The 20,767-nt window shown below is 55.7% G+C and carries 19 protein-coding genes; 8 read left to right on the forward strand and 11 right to left on the reverse strand.

What is annotated here, in order from left to right; all coding sequences use genetic code 11:
- Nucleotides 1-175: 175 nt before the first annotated feature.
- The 3 genes from AACY09_RS14525 to AACY09_RS14535 all read left to right on the forward strand — a co-directional run bounded on the left by AACY09_RS14525 (nucleotide 176) and on the right by AACY09_RS14535 (nucleotide 2,972).
- Nucleotides 176-1,495: a C4-dicarboxylate transporter DctA gene (locus AACY09_RS14525; RefSeq protein ID WP_339489012.1), complete on the forward strand. Its 1,320-nt coding sequence runs from the start codon at nucleotides 176-178 to the stop codon at nucleotides 1,493-1,495.
- A 74-nt stretch (nucleotides 1,496-1,569) separates the two neighbouring features.
- The gene (locus tag AACY09_RS14530) at nucleotides 1,570-2,277 is read left to right on the forward strand and encodes a FadR/GntR family transcriptional regulator (protein WP_339489013.1); all 708 of its coding nucleotides are present in this window, start codon (nucleotides 1,570-1,572) and stop codon (nucleotides 2,275-2,277) included.
- Entirely contained in the window at nucleotides 2,274-2,972 is a 699-nt protein-coding gene (locus AACY09_RS14535) for a GntR family transcriptional regulator (RefSeq protein WP_339489015.1), read from the forward strand. Before AACY09_RS14530 ends, AACY09_RS14535 begins: the two co-directional genes overlap by 4 nt.
- On the opposite strand, the gene AACY09_RS14540 is transcribed toward AACY09_RS14535, so the two are convergent.
- From AACY09_RS14540 to AACY09_RS14570, 7 genes are all read right to left on the reverse strand, one after another.
- Nucleotides 2,973-3,869: a peptidoglycan DD-metalloendopeptidase family protein gene (locus AACY09_RS14540; RefSeq protein ID WP_339489016.1), complete on the reverse strand. Its 897-nt coding sequence runs from the start codon at nucleotides 3,867-3,869 to the stop codon at nucleotides 2,973-2,975.
- A 191-nt stretch (nucleotides 3,870-4,060) separates the two neighbouring features.
- Nucleotides 4,061-4,951 carry a response regulator gene (locus tag AACY09_RS14545; RefSeq protein WP_339489017.1) on the reverse strand — a complete coding sequence of 297 codons (891 nt, stop codon included), beginning with the start codon at nucleotides 4,949-4,951 and terminating at the stop codon, nucleotides 4,061-4,063.
- Between the two features lie 96 nt (nucleotides 4,952-5,047).
- A complete protein-coding gene (phoU, locus tag AACY09_RS14550; protein WP_339489018.1) occupies nucleotides 5,048-5,779 on the reverse strand; it encodes a phosphate signaling complex protein PhoU in 732 nt (243 codons plus the stop codon).
- 245 nt (nucleotides 5,780-6,024) lie between these two features.
- Nucleotides 6,025-6,858: a phosphate ABC transporter ATP-binding protein PstB gene (gene pstB, locus AACY09_RS14555; protein WP_339489020.1), complete on the reverse strand. Its 834-nt coding sequence runs from the start codon at nucleotides 6,856-6,858 to the stop codon at nucleotides 6,025-6,027.
- A 209-nt stretch (nucleotides 6,859-7,067) separates the two neighbouring features.
- Complete coding sequence (pstA, locus tag AACY09_RS14560) at nucleotides 7,068-8,738, reverse strand: phosphate ABC transporter permease PstA (protein ID WP_445323857.1); 1,671 nt, start codon at nucleotides 8,736-8,738, stop codon at nucleotides 7,068-7,070.
- A gap of 27 nt (nucleotides 8,739-8,765) precedes the next feature.
- Complete coding sequence (locus tag AACY09_RS14565) at nucleotides 8,766-11,051, reverse strand: phosphate ABC transporter permease (RefSeq protein ID WP_339489023.1); 2,286 nt, start codon at nucleotides 11,049-11,051, stop codon at nucleotides 8,766-8,768.
- A gap of 157 nt (nucleotides 11,052-11,208) precedes the next feature.
- A complete protein-coding gene (locus tag AACY09_RS14570; RefSeq protein WP_339489024.1) occupies nucleotides 11,209-12,177 on the reverse strand; it encodes a PstS family phosphate ABC transporter substrate-binding protein in 969 nt (322 codons plus the stop codon).
- Nucleotides 12,178-12,426: 249 nt separating this feature from the next.
- Between AACY09_RS14570 and AACY09_RS14575 the strand changes: the two genes are divergently transcribed.
- Nucleotides 12,427-12,828: an acyl-CoA thioesterase gene (locus AACY09_RS14575; RefSeq protein ID WP_339489025.1), complete on the forward strand. Its 402-nt coding sequence runs from the start codon at nucleotides 12,427-12,429 to the stop codon at nucleotides 12,826-12,828.
- A 69-nt stretch (nucleotides 12,829-12,897) separates the two neighbouring features.
- Here the strand turns inward: AACY09_RS14575 and AACY09_RS14580 are convergent, their stop codons facing one another.
- Nucleotides 12,898-14,022, reverse strand: a complete 1,125-nt coding sequence (locus tag AACY09_RS14580; protein ID WP_339489026.1) for a TRAP transporter substrate-binding protein — start codon at nucleotides 14,020-14,022, stop codon at nucleotides 12,898-12,900.
- Nucleotides 14,023-14,215: 193 nt separating this feature from the next.
- Between AACY09_RS14580 and AACY09_RS14585 the strand changes: the two genes are divergently transcribed.
- The 4 genes from AACY09_RS14585 (at nucleotide 14,216) to AACY09_RS14600 (ending at nucleotide 18,538) form a co-directional block, all read left to right on the forward strand.
- Nucleotides 14,216-14,761 carry a TRAP transporter small permease subunit gene (locus tag AACY09_RS14585; RefSeq protein ID WP_339489028.1) on the forward strand — a complete coding sequence of 182 codons (546 nt, stop codon included), beginning with the start codon at nucleotides 14,216-14,218 and terminating at the stop codon, nucleotides 14,759-14,761.
- Nucleotides 14,754-16,130 carry a TRAP transporter large permease gene (locus AACY09_RS14590; protein ID WP_339489030.1) on the forward strand — a complete coding sequence of 459 codons (1,377 nt, stop codon included), beginning with the start codon at nucleotides 14,754-14,756 and terminating at the stop codon, nucleotides 16,128-16,130. Before AACY09_RS14585 ends, AACY09_RS14590 begins: the two co-directional genes overlap by 8 nt.
- 104 nt (nucleotides 16,131-16,234) lie before the next feature.
- Nucleotides 16,235-17,155 (forward strand): D-hexose-6-phosphate mutarotase, encoded by a 921-nt coding sequence (locus AACY09_RS14595; RefSeq protein WP_339489031.1) that lies wholly within the window; start codon nucleotides 16,235-16,237, stop codon nucleotides 17,153-17,155.
- 96 nt (nucleotides 17,156-17,251) lie between these two features.
- Nucleotides 17,252-18,538, forward strand: coding sequence for a glycosyltransferase (locus AACY09_RS14600; RefSeq protein ID WP_339489032.1), 1,287 nt, complete (start codon nucleotides 17,252-17,254; stop codon nucleotides 18,536-18,538).
- A 44-nt stretch (nucleotides 18,539-18,582) separates the two neighbouring features.
- Here the strand turns inward: AACY09_RS14600 and AACY09_RS14605 are convergent, their stop codons facing one another.
- The 3 genes from AACY09_RS14605 to AACY09_RS14615 form a co-directional block, all read right to left on the reverse strand.
- Nucleotides 18,583-19,119 (reverse strand): DUF3299 domain-containing protein, encoded by a 537-nt coding sequence (locus AACY09_RS14605; protein ID WP_339489033.1) that lies wholly within the window; start codon nucleotides 19,117-19,119, stop codon nucleotides 18,583-18,585.
- Nucleotides 19,120-19,247: 128 nt separating this feature from the next.
- Nucleotides 19,248-19,493 (reverse strand): GlsB/YeaQ/YmgE family stress response membrane protein, encoded by a 246-nt coding sequence (locus tag AACY09_RS14610; RefSeq protein ID WP_339489034.1) that lies wholly within the window; start codon nucleotides 19,491-19,493, stop codon nucleotides 19,248-19,250.
- A 169-nt stretch (nucleotides 19,494-19,662) separates the two neighbouring features.
- Entirely contained in the window at nucleotides 19,663-20,745 is a 1,083-nt protein-coding gene (locus AACY09_RS14615; RefSeq protein ID WP_339489035.1) for a 5-(carboxyamino)imidazole ribonucleotide synthase, read from the reverse strand.
- Between the last annotated feature and the right edge of the window lie 22 nt (nucleotides 20,746-20,767).

Below are 20,767 nucleotides of genomic sequence, written 5' to 3' on the forward strand. Positions count from 1 at the left end.
GCTTCAACCCCTTCTGATCGGCGCACCATTCGTCGCGATTGAAACGCCTCGCCGCGACAGGGCTTGTCAAAGCAGATTACAGAGCATAAATTGCACTGGTCTTACCGGTAATACCAGAACAATAACAGCGACTCCGATCCCCATAGGGACGGCTGCGCAAACGGAGACCACTGCAATGCTCATTAAAAGCTGTTCTCGCTCGATCTTCCTGCAAGTCGTGATAGGCCTGATTATTGGTGTATGTGTTGGCATCAGCTTTCCCGACTTTTCCTCGCACCTCAAGCCTCTGGGCGATGGCTTTATCAAGCTGATCAAGATGCTCATCGCCCTGATCGTATTCTGCGTAGTGGTCAATGGCATCTCAGGGGCCGGCGACCTGAAAAAGGTCGGCAGAATTGGCCTCAAGTCAGTGATCTACTTTGAAGTCCTGACCACCATCGCGCTAGTCCTTGGCCTGTTAGTGGCCTATGGCAGTGGATTGGGCACAGGCGCCAATATCGACCTCAACAGCCTTGCTACCGGCGACGCCTCTGCGTATGCCGGGAGCTCTGAAGCGATGCACGGACCAGTGGCCTTCTTTATGGCCTTGATCCCATCCTCGGTCATCAGTGCCTTCGCCGGTAACGATATTCTGCAAGTGCTTTTGTTCTCGGTGCTGTTCGGCAGTGCCTTGAACTTGGTGGGTGAGCAGGCGAGTAGCGTGGCGCGATTAATCAACGAGTTCAGCCTCGTACTGTTTCGCATCATGGGCATGATTGTGCGACTGGCCCCCATCGGTGTCTTCGGCGCAGTGGCCTTTACCATCAGCCGTTATGGCGTCAGTTCACTCAGCCATTTAGGCGCCCTGGTCCTGGTGTTCTATATAACCTGTGTGCTTTTCGTCACCTTGGTTCTCGGGACTGTGTTGCGCCTGTGTGGCATACGCCTGCTGCCGTTTCTGCGCTATTTCCGCGAAGAACTTTTGATCGTTTTAGGCACTGCGTCCTCCGATGCCGTGTTGCCGCAAATCATGCGCAAGCTGGAAAAAATGGGCATACGCAGCTCGACTGTTGGACTGGTGATTCCTACGGGCTATTCATTCAACCTCGATGGCTTCTCGATCTACCTGACCCTAGCGGTGGTCTTCATTGCTCACGCAACCGGAACACCCCTTGCATTCAGTGACCTGATGACCGTGTTGTTGGTGTCACTGATCACCTCCAAAGGTGCGCACGGTATCCCCGGCTCCGCACTGGTAATCCTTGCCGCGACCCTTAGCGCTGTCCCGGCTATCCCCGCTGCGGGTTTGGTGCTGGTATTGTCAGTGGATTGGTTCATGGGCATCGGTCGGGCGCTGACCAACATGATCGGCAATTGCATCGCGACTGTAGTTATCGCCCGCTGGGAAAACGACATAGATATGCACAACGCCAATGCCGTGCTCGATGGCTATCATGGAGCAGCCAAGAACATGCCCATTGCACCGACACCACACAAAAGTGAAATGCAAGGTTAACCAGCACCCTACGCCGCTCAGCTTACCGACATCAGGGGCCAAGCCGGCCCCGATTTTGAGCCTCAGGAGCACTCATGTTTTCTTCATCCAAACTGATAAATTCGGTGGTGCAAAAGCTGCTGGAAACCATCGAGCAGGGTCGCTGGGCGACGGGCGAGATGCTGCCAGGCCAGCGCGAGCTTGCTGAGCAGTTAGAGATCAGTCGCCCCAGCCTGCGCGAAGCCATTATCGTTCTCGAAACTCTGGGTGTACTGCGCGCACTGCCGGGCAAAGGTGTGATGGTACTTGAGCGCGACACGCCCGCTCTGCGCGACCTGCGCACCCCTGCAGTCACCACAGCCTCGCTGGAAAACGTCCTTCAGTTGCGTTATGCCTTAGAGCCCTTCATTGCAGGGCTGGTTGCGCAAAGCATCAACAGCGATGAACTCGGCCAATTACGCCTGCTATTGCTGGACCTGCGTGAAGCCGTCGAGGATGGGAGCACCGATGCCTTGGTTGAGGCCTATAACGCGTTTCATCGCAAATTGGTGGCGCTGAGTTCCAACCCGATCTTCCTCAGTGTGTCGCAACAGATCAGCGGAGCACTTGAGCAAAGCGACCATCTTGTTCAACGCCACGAAGCCCATGCCGAAGATATTCTCAAGGAGCATGAAAATATCGTCCGCGCTATTCGCCAGCACAACAGCGAAGCCGCTAGCCTGGCGATGCGTCAACATATTTTAAATGAAGGGTTACGCCTCAATATTGGTTTGCGCGTACCTGAAGGAGACTTGCTCACATGAGCAGGCGCGCCAGTTTGCGAGCGCCTTGCCAAACGTCTGCGCAGTTCATATACGAGAGCATTCTTAGCGCAATCCTGGCAAGGCGGCTCGCACCTGCTGCAAGGCTCAGCCAAGTGACCCTGATACAGATATTCCGCGTGGGAGCCCATAGCGTCCGCCATGCTCTGGAGCGCTTGGCATCTGAAGGCGCAGTCGAATTCTCGGAGTGCCAGATAGCCTACGTGGCACAGCCGGATCCACTCCAGGTACGCCAGGTGCTCGAAGCGCGGCTGTTAGTCGAGTCAGCCGTAGCACGTCAGTTAGCGGGGCAACTTAGTCACCAACAGCTTGAAGACCTACGTGCAATTGTCGCCGCCGAGCGCGCCTGCATCAATGCCGCCGACCACGCTGGCCTGATCGAATGCGCAGGCCGCTTGCACCTGCAATTGGCTGAATTGACCGGCAATCCGTTGCTGCACAAATTCCTCGATCAGCTGCTTCGCCAGACTGCTTTGCACCTTGCTCTGAGCAGGAATCATGCTTATGTCGAGTCGAGTTGCTGCCAACAATTAGCGTTGCTCGATGCGTTGGAAACAGGTGATTGCGAACTCGCCAGCAAACGCCTTGAACATTACCTGTCAAGCATCGGCCAGCGCCTGCGTTATGCACCACCACCGACCACTGACCTGCATGCGGCATTCGCCGGGCGCCTCTAGTTAATCTCCACCTACAGCAAAGTTCGGCAGGGTATTGACTGGCTGTGAGAAATCGAAGGGAATCGACTCCAGCGCCAGGCCGACATTACGCTGGATAACAAAGTGCAAATGCGGACCGGTGCTGTTGCCGGTATTGCCCGACAGCGCCAGTGGCGTACCCACTTTAACGTGAGTGCCTTCGGCCACCTTGACCGAGCCTTTCATCAAATGCAGGTACACACCCATGGTGCCGTCCTTGTGCAAAATGCGCACAAAGTTACCGGCTGGGTTGTTGCCGCGCCCGCTCTGCTGGTTCTCAATCTTGACCACAACGCCTGACCGCGCAGCGACAATAGGGGTGCCTTCAGGCATGGCAATGTCCAGGGCATAGCGGCCTTTAGGACCAAAGTGGCTGTACTTGCCGTTAGCGCCCTGACTCAGACTGAATGGGCCACCGCGCCATGGCAGCGGATAGGCTTTTTGCGTCGGGATCAACCGTGGATCGCCCATGGCGTAGCGCAATTTTGGGGTGTAGCGCAGCGGCTTGCCGGCATCCAAGGGTGCCAGGGTGGCCAAGCGGATCTTACTGCGCGGCGCGAGAATCCAGCTGATCGGCTTGTCAGGCGCACCGATGGCATTCTCGGCATTATTGATGCTCAACTCGATCTGCACAGGGGCATACAAGTCATTACGCACCACCAGGGTCTCACCGGCGGCATGCTTGATGGTTTCCAGCTTGACCTCACTGTCAAGGCTCTCAACCATGCGGTCACGGAACACAAACACCTGCGCACCGGCTGCTTTTTGGTCGGTGTAAGTCACCACACCATTGGCATCGGTGTACTTGTAGATTGTTACGGCCGCAGCATTAAAGGCCACAGTCATAAAACTGAAGAGAAGGAGTAAACGCCCTAGCATATCGATTCGGATCTTATGTTTTTCTAAATGTCCGGAATCTGCAGACTAGCAGCGAAGTGACCGGGCGACGAGATCCTTTGCCCTAAGTTGTGCACTGTTTCTCGGCCTTTGCCGACGGCCGGTCTGCCTGGGTCCAAGCGTAATTTCATGCCTGACGCTGCCCGACGTTTTAGCCTGAATAGCCCGCGGGCCTAGCCACCGGGAGTGAAGTGTTTTTGCGCGGTGCCACGGGCAATCAAGCGCGACAGGTAATCCATTTTTTGCGGGTCACTGTCGACAAAGCGAAACGTCAGCTGCAGCCATTCGCTGTCGGGCTTGGGCTCAAAGGCTGCAACCGCATGCAAATAGCCGTTAAGCCGGGCGACCTCAGAACTCTCGCCCTGCTCCAGATCAAGTACCGCGCTTTCCAGCACCTGAGGCAATGGCTGGCCACGCTTGACCAGCAACTGTGCGTCTTTGAGGCTCAGCGCTTTAATCACGCAAGCCATGCTGCCAGCTGCTAAGCGCAAGCTGCCCTGACCGCGACCAGAGGGAGAAGCCGTAGGTTTGGCGGGTGCCGCTGGGGCAACAAAACCGGGAGCAGGTGTCGGCGCAGCGGCAGGTTTGATTACTTCCGCCTTGCCGCCGGTTAAGGCCGACAGAGAGTCATTGGCGAATGCATTGGTGGCAGGTTTTTGGCTCGGGGCGAAGGCCTCAAGCTTGCCTGCGCGATGCAGGGCTTTTTTGACTTTGGTGACGAGTTGCTCATTGGTGAAGGGTTTGCCGATAAAATCGGACACCCCCGCTTGAATCGCCTGCACCACGTTTTCTTTATCACCACGGCTGGTGACCATGATGAATGGCGTGGTTTTCAGGTTATCTTGCTGGCGGCACCAGGTGAGTAATTCAAGCCCGGACATTTCCGGCATTTCCCAGTCGCAGAGAATCAAATCGATGCTTTGCTTGACCAGTAACTGCTGAGCTTTACGCCCGTTCACAGCCTCTTCGATCTGCACACCGGGAAAGTGATCGCGCAGACCTTTCTTGACCAAATCACGAATGAAGCTTGCATCATCAACAATCAAAACGCGGACTTTACTCATCTACCACTCCCCCTCTATGGCAACTAGCATAGTCCGGGTGGGCGGCTAAAGGCCAACAGACAATAGTTCTGTGGCCTTTAATGCGAACAAAGTGGCTTATTTGCTTTTGCCTGTACCTTCTACTTCCTCCTGCATGCGCTTCAGGCCGATGTGCTTAACGTCAGTGCCGCGCACCAAGTAGATAACCAACTCGGCGATGTTACGGGCGTGGTCACCAATACGCTCCAGCGAACGCAAGGCCCAGATTATATTCATCACGCGAGCGATTGAACGCGGGTCTTCCATCATGAAAGTGACCAGCTCACGCATGGCGGTCTTGTATTCACGGTCGACGGTTTTGTCGTACTGCGCTACAGACAGGGCGAGGTCAGCGTCGAAACGGGCAAAGGCATCCAGCGCCTCCTGCACCATCTTGCGCACCTGGCCGCCAATGTGACGCACCTCAACATAGCCTCGCGGCGCTTCACCTTCTTCACAGAGGGAGATGGCGCGCTTGGCAATTTTGGTCGCCTCGTCACCGATGCGCTCAAGGTCAATCACCGACTTAGAGATGCTGATGATCAGGCGCAAGTCAGAAGCAGCGGGCTGGCGACGAGCCAGAATGCGTACGCACTCTTCGTCGATATTGCGCTCCATCTGGTTGATCTGATCGTCAATTTCGCGCACTTGCTGGGCCAGACCCGAGTCAGCCTCAATCAGCGAGTTGACCGCATCATTGACTTGCTTCTCAACCAAACCACCCATGGCCAAAAGATGGCTACGCACCTCTTCCAGCTCGGCATTGAACTGCTGAGAAATGTGATGAGTAAGACTGTCTTTATTAATCATGCTCAAGCCCTTGCGACGCGAAATTAGTGAAATACAAAAACCGGTTAACTGTTGCTAAGCATCAAAACTGATTCTTAGCCGAAAAATTATCCTGAGTGCCCATGGATCCGCTCTTTACCCAAATGATCTTGGGGTTCCGGGCTTTGCATGGGGGTGCTGAGCAAGAAGGCGAACCGCAGACAGTACTAGAAGTACGGCAAGGGTTCGCCGCCGCTGCTCAGCGCCGTCAGGCATGGCCGGAGCGATCAACCGTAGCGACCGGTGATGTAGTCCTCGGTCTGCTTTTTGTCTGGGTTGGTGAACAGCGTATCAGTGTCGCCATACTCAATCAGTTTGCCCATGTACATAAACGCGGTGTAATCAGACACACGCGCCGCCTGCTGCATGTTGTGCGTCACGATGACAATGGTGTACTTGGATTTCAGTTCGTAGATCAGCTCTTCGACTTTCAGGGTCGAGATTGGATCGAGCGCTGAACACGGCTCATCCAGCAGCAGCACTTCTGGCTGAACCGCAACGGTACGGGCAATCACCAGACGTTGCTGCTGACCACCGGACATCCCCAGTGCGGACTCGTGCAGACGGTCCTTAACCTCATCCCACAAGGCAGCGCTTTTCAGCGCCCACTCGACGGTTTCATCAAGGACGCGTTTCTGGTTCACGCCTTGTATGCGCAGGCCGTAGACCACGTTCTCGTAGATGCTTTTCGGGAAGGGGTTAGGCTTCTGGAACACCATGCCGACACGACGACGCAGGTCAGCCACATCTTCGCCCTTACGGTAGATGTTGGTGCCATCGAGGTTTACTTCGCCTTCTACACGGCAACCATCAACTAGATCATTCATCCGGTTGAAGGTGCGCAGCAGGGTCGATTTACCGCAACCCGACGGGCCGATAAACGCAGTTACGCGCTGCTTGGGAATGTTCATCTGGACATCGAACAGCGCTTGTTTTTCACCGTAGTACAGGTTCAGGCCCGGCACTTGGATGGCGGTGGTTTCTTTGCTCAAATCAAGGCTCTGCTTCTCACGGCCAAGGGCGGAGATGTCGATGCCATGTGTCGGTGTGCTGTGCTGCATGGGATGCTCCCTACGCTACGAAACCACTGAAAACTACTGCGCTCGGTATTGCTGTGTTGAAAAGCGACTCAAATGCTCATTTAGGACCACTAAACTGCGCGTTCTCGTATCTTTTCGCCTTGCACTCCCTTTGCTCGCTATGTTTCAGAAGGTTCCTGATAGTTGTTTGATCAGGCGCTGCACAGAGGTGTGCAGCGCACCCAAAAGTCTTAATGATCCAGCGCTTTGTACTTCTCGCGCAGGTGATTTCGGATAAATACTGCACTGAGGTTAAGCAAGGCGATTACCAGTACCAGCAGCAACGCAGTGGCGTAGACCAACGGCCGCGCAGCTTCAACGTTGGGGCTCTGGAAACCGACGTCGTAGATGTGGAACCCCAGGTGCATGATCTTCTGGTCCAAATGCAAGTAGGGGTAGTTGCCATCCAGTGGCAGAGCTGGCGCCAACTTAACCACACCCACCAGCATCAGCGGTGCAACTTCACCCGCCGCGCGTGCGACGGCCAGAATCAGACCGGTCATCATCGCCGGGCTGGCCATGGGCAGCACCACTTTCCAGAGTGTTTCAGCCTTGGTTGCGCCGAGGGCCAGTGAGCCTTCACGCAAGGCACGTGGAATACGCGCCAAGCCTTCCTCGGTGGCGACAATTACCACCGGTACCGCGAGGATAGCCAGGGTCAAGGATGCCCAGAGTAACCCTGGCGTACCAAAGGTTGGGGCAGGCGCCGCTTCCGGGAAGAATATTCTGTCGAGTGAGCCGCCCAATACGTAGACGAAGAAGCCCAGACCAAACACCCCGTAAACAATCGCCGGTACCCCTGCAAGGTTGTTCACTGCGATACGGATAATACGTGTCATCGGGCCTTGTTTAGCGTACTCACGCAGGTAGATAGCCGCCAGGACACCGAACGGGGTAACAATTACCGCCATGATCAAGGTCATCATCACGGTACCGAAGATAGCCGGGAAGATCCCCCCTTCGGTGTTGGCTTCGCGGGGCTCGTCGCTGACGAACTCCCACATTTTTGCGAAGTAGAAACCGAGCTTTTCTGTGTTGCCCATGGCATTCGGCATATAGGCACGAACCACAGTACCCAAACTCAGTACCTTCTCGGTGCCATCTACCGACTTGAGCGTTACGCTGTCACGATTGAACTGGCTGTGCAGATCCGTCAGCTGCGCTTCCAGCACCTTGTATTCAGCATCCCACTGCGCCCGCTCCGAATCTAAATCGGCTTGTGCGGTGGCATCGAGTTCTTTATTCAACTCCAGTTTGCGTTTCTTCAGACGCAAGCCTTCCAGGCCGTAGTTAATCCGGCCGATGTCCTTTTTCTCAAGCTTGGCAATTTGCGAATGCAGATCATCCACACGGGCAATGCGCTTTTGCAGCTCATCCCAAGCCGCGTCACCCTCGGCCACAAGCTTGCCATTCTCTTTGACGTTAACCAAGAAGCCATAGAAGTTACCCCACTCACGGCGCTCCATGGCGACCAGGTCTGCCGGGATCTTCTGGTCTTTCATCCACTCATCGACCACCCAACTAAAGTCAGCGCCGTAAAGGTCGCGGTTACCGACCTTAAACAGTTCGCGCGTCATAAACTCGCCACCTTCGACATCCACTGGCAAGCCGGCAGCCGCGAGACGAGCACGGGGGACTTGTTCAGCCTGCACCAACTCGCCAGCCATCAAGCGTGGTGCTTCACCTGGCACTTGATACGTGGCCTGGATCACATCAGCCGGCCAAAAATGGGCCAGGCCGCGGGTAGCGATTACAGCGAGCAGACCAACAGTCATGATCACTGCGATCGAAACGCCACTGGCGGTCAACCAGACCCAGGGTGAACCACTCTGGAACCAGGATTTGAGGTTTTGCTTTTTCACCGTCACGGATGTCTACCTTCCTGAGTCTTAGAGCGAGGCGTATTTCTTACGCAGTCGGGTTCGAATGACTTCTGCCAGCGTGTTCATCACGAAGGTGAAGCTCAGCAGCACCAGCGCAGAGAGGAACAAGATTCGGTAGTGGCTACTGCCGACTTCCGATTCCGGCATCTCTACTGCGACGTTGGCGGCCAATGTGCGCAGGCCTTCGAAGATGTTCATGTCCATGATCGGGGTATTACCGGTGGCCATCAGCACGATCATGGTTTCACCCACTGCACGGCCCATACCAATCATCAGCGACGAGAAGATGCCCGGGCTTGCCGTCAAAATCACTACACGAGTCAGGGTCTGCCACGGTGTTGCGCCCAGCGCCAGCGAACCAAAGGTCAGGCTTTTAGGCACGCTGAATACGGCATCTTCGGCAATCGAGTAGATATTCGGAATGACCGCAAAGCCCATGGCCAAGCCGACCACCAATGCGTTGCGCTGATCGAAGGCGATACCCAGATCATTGCTCAACCACAGACGCATATCGCCGCCGAAAAACCAGTTCTCCATATGTCCACTCATCGACAGCGACAGGGAACCGATCAGCAGGATTACCGGGATCAACAGAGCCGCTTCCCAACCGTCCGGTACCACCAGACGCACGCGCTCTGGTAAACGGCTCCAAAGGTATGCGGCAAGCAGCACGCCTATAGGTGTGAGCAGCAGCAGACTAAATATTCCGGGGAGATGCCCCTCGACATAAGGCGCGAGGAACAAACCAGCGAAGAAACCCAGGATTACCGTCGGCAATGCTTCCATCAATTCAATAACGGGCTTGACTTTGCCGCGCATGGTCGGCGCCATGAAGTAAGCGGTGTAGATCGCCGCACAAATAGCCAATGGCGCTGCCAGCAGCATGGCGTAGAACGCTGCTTTAAGCGTGCCGAAGGTCAAAGGTGCCAGGCTCAGCTTGGGTTCAAAATCGCCGTTGGCTGAGGTCGACTGCCAAATATACTTAGGCTCGTCGTAGCTCTCGTACCAGACTTTGCCCCACAAAGAACTCCAGGAAACTTCTGGGTGCGGGTTATCAACGCTGTAGGTTTGCAGTTGGCCGTTGGATTCAACCAGCATGCGGTTGGCGCGAGGCGACAACGCCGCGACACTGGCACCTTTAGCCACTGGCTCGACGAGCAGAGTGCGGTGAGCAGTGCTGTGGAATATGCCCAAGTTGCCCTGGGTATCCAGCGCCATAAAGCCCTTGCGCCGCTCTTCAGGCATAAACTGAGTAACCGGGCTGTCTTTCATCTTGAAGCCGCGGATATTGGTCAACACCGACTTACCGTCAGCGTCGCGCACCATAAACCATTGGGCAATGCCGCCTTTGCTGTCACCAATCAACAGCGAAATACCCCCCAGCAGCGGGCTCACTGCTGTGACTTCGGCGCCACCGTTAAGCACTGTGTAGTGACCGTTGAGGCTTTTGCTGCGCAGGTCAATCACATCAGCGGTGGCCTTGCCGTTGAAAACGTACAGCCACTGCTGGCGTGGATCGATCACCATCGCCTTGATGGTTTCGTTGACCTTTGGAAGATCAAGTGCCTGCTGCTCTTGGCTGGACTCGCCAGTGAACTGGTTCTCTTCCTTGACGATCGATACAGCAAACAACTCAGCACCTACCGAGCCCGTCAGCAGCACATTATCGCCGTTGACGTTAACTGCAACTTGATCAAGTGGACGACCTTGCGGGTCCAGTTTGATCGGGGTCTCACCAAATGGGTACTGAATGACTGGCGTAATGGTTTTAACGTTATTCGGGTATGTAACGTTGTAGTTTTGCTTGAAAACCAGGGCGCTGCCGTCAGTCAGGCCGACGATGGTGCGGCGGCTGCCAGGCTGGTCTTCACTGAAGGAAGAGATGGCGACGCCTGCTGGAATGGGCAGATCAAGGCTGGTCAAGGCCGTGCCATCTTTTAACGTAAAGAACTGCACATGGCCGTTATGATTCACGCGCATCGCGACCTTGTTCTGCTCTTCAACGGCGAGCATCAACGCATCGCCTTGATCAGCCAACCAAGCGGGTTGCTGAGCTTTGTGCGCAGAGATATCTGCGCCTGAGAAAATCGGCATTACCACGTAGGCAAGGTAAAAGAAAATCAGGGTGATGGTTGCCAGCACCGCCAAGCCGCCAATCGACACGTACCAACGCGCCATGCGGTCTTTGAGCGCTCGGGTACGACGCTTACGCATTAGCGCCGGCGTATTAAAGTCAATTCGTTGGCTGTTATCGGTAGATGCGGTCATGGTTTCATTAGCCAAGTCGTTCATTCGAGGATCTCTGGGCGGTTATGCACGCGCGCCTTGAGTCAGCGGAGGCACAAATCTAACGGTCTTATATGACAGAAAGGTTACAGCTCAGTGACGTGACAACGCCCACGCTCAATTCTGAGGGCGGGCGCCGATTACTTCACGATACCGGGGTCAGTTACAGACCCAGTTCCTTCATGGCTTTTTCAGACACTTTGGCTGGCAGCGGGATGTAACCGTCTTTCACGACAACTTCTTGGCCTTGCTTAGACAGAACCATTTTCAGGAACTGCGCGTCGAGCGGGCTCAGCGGCTTGTTCGGCGCTTTGTTTACATAAACGTAGAGGAAGCGCGACAGTGGGTACTTACCCGACAGCGCGTTAGCTTCGGTGGCTTCTTCAGCGTTACCTTGCTTGTCGACCAGCGCTACAGCGCGAACGCTGGAGGTTTTGTAGCCAATGCCTGAGTAACCGATGGCATTAACAGTGCTGGAGATCGACTGAACTACCGAGGCAGAGCCTGGCTGTTCGTTTACGTTTGAACGGAAGTCACCTTTGCACAGGGCTTCTTCTTTGAAGTAGCCATAAGTGCCGGACACCGAGTTACGACCGAACAATTGAATTGGCTTACCCGCCCACTCACCGGTCATACCTGCGTCGCCCCAGGTTTTGATATCTTTGGCTTCGCCGCACAGACGAGTAGCCGAGAAGATTGCATCAACCTGAGCCATGGTCAGGCTTTTGATTGGGTTATCTTTGTGTACGAATACAGCCAAGGCATCGATAGCCACTGGAACTGCAGTCGGCTTGTAGCCGTATTTTTCTTCGAATGCTTGCAGCTCGGCATCTTTCATCTTACGGCTCATTGGGCCGAGGTTAGCAGTGCCTTCAGTGAGAGCAGGTGGCGCAGTAGAAGAACCAGCGGCCTGAATCTGGATGTTCACGTTCGGGTAGAACTTTTTGTAGTTCTCAGCCCAAAGGGTCATCAGGTTAGCCAAAGTGTCAGAGCCGACGCTCGACAGGTTGCCGGATACACCGGAAGTTTTTTCATAGGTCGGCAGAGCCGGGTCGATAGCGGCAACCGCGGTGGCGGCTGTAACGCCAGCGGCGACAAAAGTCATGGCCGCCATCAAACGCTTGAGTTTCATGCCTTGCTCCTAGCTGAAGTAGTGTTGGATGGAACGGGCCCAAGTATCTGCAGGCCGTGTGACCAATCTATGAAAACAATGTGACAGTTAGATGACCGATGCCATTAATTTGCCTTTACTGCAAAATTCGCCTCGATATGTGGCTTAATTAATGGCCAGAGTCGCTCAGCGACCACTCAGTCGGTATACTCGCCCTGCGCTGATCTTCTGCGCTCCATAACAACAACCGCGCCGCGAGCTGTTACGTCTATGAATGACCTCGAACAGGATGACCCGATTCCGCAAGGTGATTTAGCGCTGCAAATCACTGCACTGCCCCGTGAAACCAATGGCTTTGGTGATATTTACGGTGGCTGGCTGGTATCGCAAATGGATCTAGCAGGCACTGCCATGGCGAGTAAAGTCGCTGGCGGGCGTGTGGCAACCGTTGCGGTCGACCGCATGGCCTTTATGGTCCCAGTTGCAGTAGGCGCTCAATTGTCGTTTTACACCCAAGAACTCGAGATCGGCCGCAGTTCGATTCAGATGTTGGTCGAAGTCTGGAGCGATGATCCGCTCTCCAGCGAATGGCGCAAGGTGACCGAGGCAGTATTCGTCTTCGTTGCAATCGATGGCAGTGGGCGCACCCGCCCGGTCCCGCCTCGGCGCTAGCGCACCGCACAGACAAAAACGCCGGCTCAGTTGCCGGCGTTTTTATAAGCACTACAAACAGCGTCGGGTTTAACCGCGAATGTTGTAGATGTCCTTCTCGTTGGCCTCAGCGTATTCGTAAAGACGCTCGAGATAGGCTTTCTGCTGCGCCCAGACCTTGGTCGCGGCCGGGTCGGCTGCGGCACTGGCATCAACCACTTCAGCGGCGATGCCTTTGAGCTTGGCCAACACATCATCTGGCAGACGACGTACATCAACGCCTTCTTTCTTCAGTTGCTCCATGGCTTCCATGTTGCGGGCGTTGTAGTCATCAAGCATATCGCCGTTGATATCACGCGCGGCAGCACGCACGATGGCTTGCAGGTCCGCTGGCAAGGTTTCCCACGCCTTGATGTTGATGTCGAGCTCGAACGTTACGTTCGGCTCCTGCCAACCTGGGGTGTAGTAGTACTTAGCGGCTTTTTGTAAACCCAGCGCCTGATCGTTGTAGGGACCAATCCACTCGGTGGCATCAATGGCACCCGTTTGCAGCGCAGTGAAAATTTCCCCCGCCGGCATGTTGACTACGGTACCGCCCATTTTGGTCAGCACTTCCCCGCCAAGACCCGGAGTACGCATTTTCAGGCCTTTAAAGTCATCAACCGAGTTGATTTCCTTATTGAACCAGCCAGCCGTCTGCACGCCTGTTGCGCCGCACGCCATTGGCAATACGCCAAACGGCTTGTAAACCTCTTCCCACAACTGCAGACCGCCGCCTCTGTGCAGCCAGGCGTTCATTTCCTGCGCGTTAGGGCCAAATGGCAGTGCGCAGAAGAACTGTGCAGCCGGCACTTTGCCTTTCCAGTAGTAAGGCGCACCGTGGCCCATTTCGGCAGTACCGCGCGAAACAGCGTCGAATACTTCCAAAGCAGGAACCAGTTCACCGGCCGCGTAGACTTTTACAGTCAGACGGCCTTTACTCATTTCATTAACCAGCTTGGCAAAATTTTCCGCGCCTACGCCAACACCGGGAAAGTTTTTTGGCCAGGAGGTGACCATTTTCCAATGGAACGTTTCCCCACCAGCGCCTTCTTGAGGCTTGGCAGCGCTGCCCGCAGCGACATCTTTGCTGCAATCAGCTTCTTTGTTACAGCCCGCCAACGCAGTGGCGGCAAGGCCTACACCCGCTGCAGCGAGAATTTGACGACGTTTCATGCAATGCTCCTTCTTGTTGTATTGGTCTTACCACAGGATCACTGTCAGTAGACCGCGCCTGAGTAACATAGGGCGAAGTGACTCACAAGCCTAGTAGATGCGACTAAAGTTGTAGTGCCATTGCTGCTTTGACTCGAGCTGCCTAGAATCACCGGCCTGCCCGAATACTCACCCATAACGATAAGGACTCACCATGTCCGACAAGCCCCCCCTTTTGCTTAACCTTGCGCGCATTATCGATGCGCTGAACAAACGCTTTGGCCAAGCCTGCGCCTGGCTCACCGTGTTTCTGGTCTTTGGAACCGCCATTGTAGTCATCCTACGCTACGGTTTCGGGATCGGTGCCACAGCTCTGCAAGAAGCCGTCTTATATGCCCACGCCCTGGTGTTTCTGGGTGCATCCGCCTGGACCCTGCAACGCAACGCACACGTGCGTGTGGATATCTTTTATCAGAAGTTCAGCGCCAAGCGCCAAGCGCTGGTGGATATTCTCGGTACGCTGCTGTTCCTGTTGCCGCTTTGCCTGTTTCTGGGCTGGAGCAGCTGGGACTACGTGGCCAACTCCTGGGCGACCAAAGAGGCGTCCAGTGAAACGGGCGGCCTGCACTTCGTCTACCTACAAAAAAGCATCATCCTGATTTTGGTGGTCTGCCTGGTTCTGCAAGGAATCTCCGACATCATTAAAGCTGTTTACATGCTCGCCGGTCATCTGCCCGAGCCGGAGGTGAAGCATGGTTGAGTTAATGCCGATTCTGCTGTTTATTTGTATCTGCGCGGCCTTGATGGCCGGTTATCCGGTCGCATTTACCCTGGGTGGTGTATCCTTGCTGTTCGCCGGGATTGGTATCGTCACCGGCACCTTCGACCCCACCTACCTCAGCGCGCTGCCCAACCGTCTATTCGGCATCATGAATAACCAGACGATGCTGGCGGTGCCGCTCTTCGTGTTTATGGGGGTGATGCTGGAGAAATCCCGCGTTGCCGAAGACCTGCTCGAATCCATGTCGCGACTGTTCGGCACCCTGCGCGGTGGCTTGGCGATCTCAGTCTGTGTAGTGGGTGCATTGCTCGCTGCCAGTACCGGCATTGTCGGCGCGACAGTGGTCACCATGGGTTTGCTTGCGCTGCCAACCATGCTGCGCCGTGGCTATGATCCCGCCATCGCGACCGGCACCTTGGCTGCGACCGGTACTTTGGGGCAGATCATTCCGCCTTCAATCGTGTTGGTTTTGCTCGGTGACGTAATGTCCAGCGCCTACCAGCAAGCGCAATTGAAGATGGGCATCTTCTCACCCAAAACGGTTTCGGTCGGTGACTTGTTCGTCGGTGCATTCCTGCCAGGCATGGTGCTGGTGGGGATGTATATCCTCTACATCATCGGTGTAGCGATTTTCCAGCCGAAGAAACTTCCCGCACTGCCACAAGAAGAGCTTGGCCCGATTGAGTGGGGCAAGCTGGCCAATGCGCTGATTCCACCGCTAATCCTCATTGCTGCCGTACTCGGTTCGATTCTCGCCGGTTACGCCACGCCGACTGAAGCGGCGGCGCTTGGCGCCCTGGGTGCGATGATTCTGGCAACGCTGAAAGGCAAGCTGAACTTCACCAAGGTCAAGGAAGTGGCGTACGGCACCACTGAAATCAGTGCCATGGTGTTTATGATCCTGATTGGTGCCTCGCTGTTCTCCTTGGTTTTCCGCGGCTTTGGTGGCGAGATATTGATTGAGGAAGTCTTCGCTCAGTTGCCGGGCGGCGTACTCGGTGCGTTCTTCCTGGTGATGGTGGTGATCTTCTTCCTCGGCTTCATTCTCGACTTCATTGAGATCACCTTCGTGGTGGTGCCGATTGTAGGTCCGGTCTTGATGGCCATGGGACTTGACCCAATCTGGCTGGGGGTAATGATTGCACTCAACCTGCAGACCTCATTCCTCACACCGCCGTTCGGGTTTGCCCTGTTCTACCTACGCGGGGTAACACCGGCGTCCGTGCCAACCAGTACCATCTACAAAGGTGTGCTGCCGTTTATTCTGATCCAGATTATTCTGCTGGTTATCGCTTACATCTTCCCGGGGCTGATCACGTGGCTGCCGGAGCAGGTGTACGGCAACTAACGCCGCAGCGCTTGGTCAAAACGCCCGTACTTGTTACGGGCGTTTTGCATTCAAACTGCACAACCAACCGACTCCCCCTTCAACTCGTTACCAAGGGAAAACCAATGACCACGGCAAGCGTTGACCGTATCGAAATGGGCGACCTGACCTGCTGGAGCCTGAGCTTCAACAACAGCAAACTGCTAATTGCTGAACAAGGCGCGCAGATCCTCCGCTATGAAAACAATGGCGAGCCACCGATCATCTGGCTCAGTGAGCACGCCGAGATGAAGCCCGGCAATAGCCAGCGCGGTGGCGTACCAGTGTGCTGGCCGTGGTTCGGTGACTTGTTGCGCAACCCAGACTCTGTTCAAGCCATGCACCAGCAACCGCAGCAAGCAGGCGCGCACGGCCTTGTACGCAGCATTGATTGGGCACTGGAAGGCGTGGAACAGCGAGAAGAGTGCGCCAGTATCACTTTTAGCTACAACAGCCTTGAGCAGCCTCTGGCGCACTGGCCCCACGCAGCAGAGCTGATCCTGAGCGTGCGCCTGGGTGAACGCCTGAGCATCAGCCTGGTGTGCCGCAACCTGGGCGATCAACCGCTGGCCTTCAGCCAAGCCTTGCACAGCTACTTTGCGGTAAGTGACATCAACCAAGTGAGCGTCGAGGGCCTGCAAGACTGCAGCTACATCGAGACCTTGGAAGATTGGCAAGCGCGCAGCCAAACAGGCGCCTTGCACTTCAGCGGTGAAACCGACCGCATCTACCTGAATCCCCCCGCCAAGCTGCAGATTATCGATCCGCTATGGCAACGCACAATCAACCTGCTCAGCACGGGCTCACACTCCGCCGTGGTCTGGAATCCATGGATAGACAAGGCCCAGCGCCTCTCCCAGTTCGATGATGCAGCCTGGCAACAGATGCTCTGTATCGAGCATGCGAACGTGCTCGATGATGCCGTCACGCTAGCGCCTGCAACTGAACATGAGTTGGCGCTGGATATCTGGGTGGAACACACTTTAACCAGTCACCCCTTGGTCTGAAAATATCAGCCCAAGGATTCTCTGAATAACAGCGTCCCTGCTTGGCCGGCCAACTCCGTTACAATCGGTCCTTTAAGACGCTGAAAGCCACTGACCATGCAAAACATCCTTGTTATCGGCTACGTATGGCCAGAACCACGCTCATCCGCTGCGGGCAGCAGAATGATGGAGTTGCTCGAGTTGTTCCGCGCCCAAGGTTGGCAGGTCACCTTCGCCAGTGCCGCCGCCCTCTCGCCCCATAGGGCTGATTTAGCGGCACTGGATATCGCCGAGATTCAAGTTGCGCTTAATTGCGACAGCTTTGACCAGTGGGTAAATGAGCTGCAGCCCGACATGGTGCTGTTCGACCGATTCTTTACTGAAGAGCAGTTCGCCTGGCGTGTTGAGCGGGCCTGCCCGACTGCCTTGCGCGTGCTCGACACCAGCGACTTGCACAGCTTGCGTGAAGCGCGTCAGCAGTTGCTAAAAACCGCACAAAACGCCTGCGCCAATGAAACAGAAAAACAACAGGTCGGCGCTGTCACCGCGCACGCCGACCAGCTGTTTAGCGTCATGGCTGCTTCAGATACAGCCAAGCGCGAAGTCGCAGCCATCTTTCGCAGCGACTTGACCCTGATGATCTCGGAATTCGAGATGCAATTGCTGCAACAGGCTTTTGCGGTGCCAGCGGCGCTACTCCACCACTGCGCCCTGATGTTAATTCCCGGCGCAATCGAGCCTGCCGCCTTTGCTGAGCGCGCGCACTTTATCAGCATCGGCAATTTCCGCCACGCGCCCAATTGGGACGCTGTGCTCTGGCTTAAACACGCACTCTGGCCATTGGTTCGCCAACGCCTGCCGCAGGCGCAATTGCATGTCTATGGTGCCTATCCACCGCCCAAAGCCACAGCCCTGCATAACCCCAAGCAAGGGTTCCATGTACTCGGCTGGGCGGACGATGCCCATCAGGTCATGAGTCAGGCGCGGGTGTGCCTGGCACCGCTACGATTTGGTGCGGGCATCAAAGGCAAACTGGCGGATGCCATGGCCTGCGGTACTCCCAGCGTGACCACCGCAATGGGCAGCGAAGGCATGCATGGCCACATGCCTTGGGGAGGAGCGATCGTCGACTCAGCCACCGCCTTTGCCGATGCCGCTGTGGCCCTGCATGAAGACCAAAGCCTGTGGCTGCAAGCTCAGGCGCACGGCCATGCGATTTTACAGCAACGCTTCGATCGGCCACGCCTGGGCCGCGAGTTGATTACCCGACTGCAGCAGCTCAGCGATAATCTCGCTGCGCACCGGCAGGATAATTTTATCGGCCAGATGCTTCGTCACCACAGCCTCAAGAGCACGCAGTACATGTCCCAGTGGATTGCCGCGAAGAATAAAATCGCGGATTAACTTACCCACTGACAGAGGCTTTTGCCGAGTGCGCGCTGCAGGATCTACAGATCCGCTTCCTCTACGGCGCGCACCTGACTGGCATCCAGCGCGTAGGCGGCATCGGCAAGATCGTTACTGACGCTCTCGATTTTGATTGTCCCACTGACCCACAACGGCGCGTAAATGTCCTCCAGGGCAATGCCCTTCGGGTAACGCACCAATACCAGTTGATTCGGCGGCGGTGGCGGCACATGAATGCAGGCCCCCGGATACGGCACTAGGAAAAACAGGGTGCTGCGCCCTTTGGCATCGCTTTCCAGCGGCACGGGATAGCCACCCAGACGGATCTGCTTGCCATTAAATGCGGCCACGGTTTTTGCCGAGTACATCACTGCAGGGAGTTTTTTATCCTGTTGCTTGAGACCACCGGGTTGATAGAAGCTGCTGTCATCCTCAGGGGTATCGTGGGTGATCTCCGGCATGTCTTCCAGGGCTTGTTGGTCCTCGGCAGGCATTAGCGCCAGCCAATCAGTTTCAGGCAGCTCAGCAAAGGCCAGGCTACTAGCCAGCAACAGGGGCAGTACTAACAATCGCAACATCAACACATTCTCGACAAAGTGCAGGCTTGCAGTCTTATGCAGCGAGCAATCACATGCAAGCCGGGAAACCTGCAGGCATAAAAAAGCCGTCGGGCGACGGCTTCTTGTAAAACGACAGTGCGTTTAAATTATTTCTTTTTAATCATCGCGTAGATAAACAGCAGCACTACTGCACCCACCACTGCACCGATAAAACCGGCGCCTTGGCCGGCCTGGTAAATACCCAAGGCCTGACCACCGTAGGTCGCGGCCAATGAACCGCCGATACCGAGCAGGATAGTCATGATCCAACCCATGCTGTCATCGCCCGGCTTCAGAAAGCGTGCAATTAAACCAACAATCAGACCGATTAAGATTGTGCCGATAATTCCCATGGCTTGCTCTCCATTCAAAGTGATTGCGCCTTGTGTTCGAGCAGTGGGCATCGCGTGACGATGCTGGCGCTCAAACCACAGTCTAGAACAACTGTGGCGCTCAGCCATGAGACGGCTGATCTCTATGGAGGTTCCCCTGACGCTGCGTTGCGCAGCGCCAGCTTTTCTATTAGGCGTCGATCAGGGCCTGTACCGCTGCAACCTGTTGGTCCAGCGTGGCGCGATCTCTACTGCGCACTGTGGCGTGACCCACTTTACGACCGACCTTGAAGGCTTTGCCGTAGTGATGCAGGTGGCAGTCAGCAATGGCGCTGACTTTATCCACAGGCGGAACTTCGCCAATGAAGTTGAGCATGGCGCTCTCGCCGACTTTCGCGGTAGAACCCAGCGGTAACCCGGCAATGGCACGCAGGTGGTTTTCAAACTGGCTGCACTCAGCGCCTTCAATCGTCCAGTGCCCGGAATTATGCACACGAGGAGCGATTTCGTTGGCTTTGAGGCCGCCGTCTACTTCGAAAAATTCAAACGCCAGCACGCCAACATAGCTGAGTTTATCCAGCACACGGCTGGCGTAATCTTCGGCCAGCGCCTGCAGCGGGTGATTGCTGCTGGCAATCGACAAACCGAGGATGCCACTGTTGTGGGTGTTGTGTACCAGCGGGTAAAACTGAGTCTCGCCGTCGCGGCCACGCACAGCGATCAACGAAACTTCACCGGTGAAGGGCACAAACCCTTCAAGCAGGCAGGCGACGCTGCCCAGCTCAGCAAATGCACCGACAACATCTTCGGCGCTGCGCAGCACCTTTTGCCCCTTGCCGTCGTAGCCCAAGGTGCGGGTCTTCATCACGGCAGGCAAACCAATGCTGGCAACGGCGGTGTCGAGATCAGCTTGTGACTGAATATCGGCGAAATCCGGTGTCGGGATGCCAAGATCCTTGAACATCGACTTTTCAAACCAGCGATCGCGGGCAATACGCAGCGCATCAGCACCAGGATAGACCGGGACGAACTGCGACAGAAAGGCCACGGTTTCAGCCGGGACGCTTTCAAATTCGAAGGTCACCAGATCAACTTCATCCGCCAATTGACGTAAATGGTCCTGATCACCGTAGTCGGCGCGAATATGCTCGCCCAGCGCTTGCGCGCAGGCATCAGGCGCCGGGTCGAGAAAGGCGAAGTTCATGCCCAGCGGAGTGCCCGCCAGCGCCAACATGCGGCCCAACTGGCCGCCACCGATTACACCGATTTTCATAGCACAGCCCTTATTGATCGAC

Source organism: Pseudomonas sp. EL_65y_Pfl2_R95 (genome assembly GCF_963971045.1).
In the GTDB taxonomy this organism is placed as follows: Bacteria; Pseudomonadota; Gammaproteobacteria; order Pseudomonadales; family Pseudomonadaceae; genus Aquipseudomonas.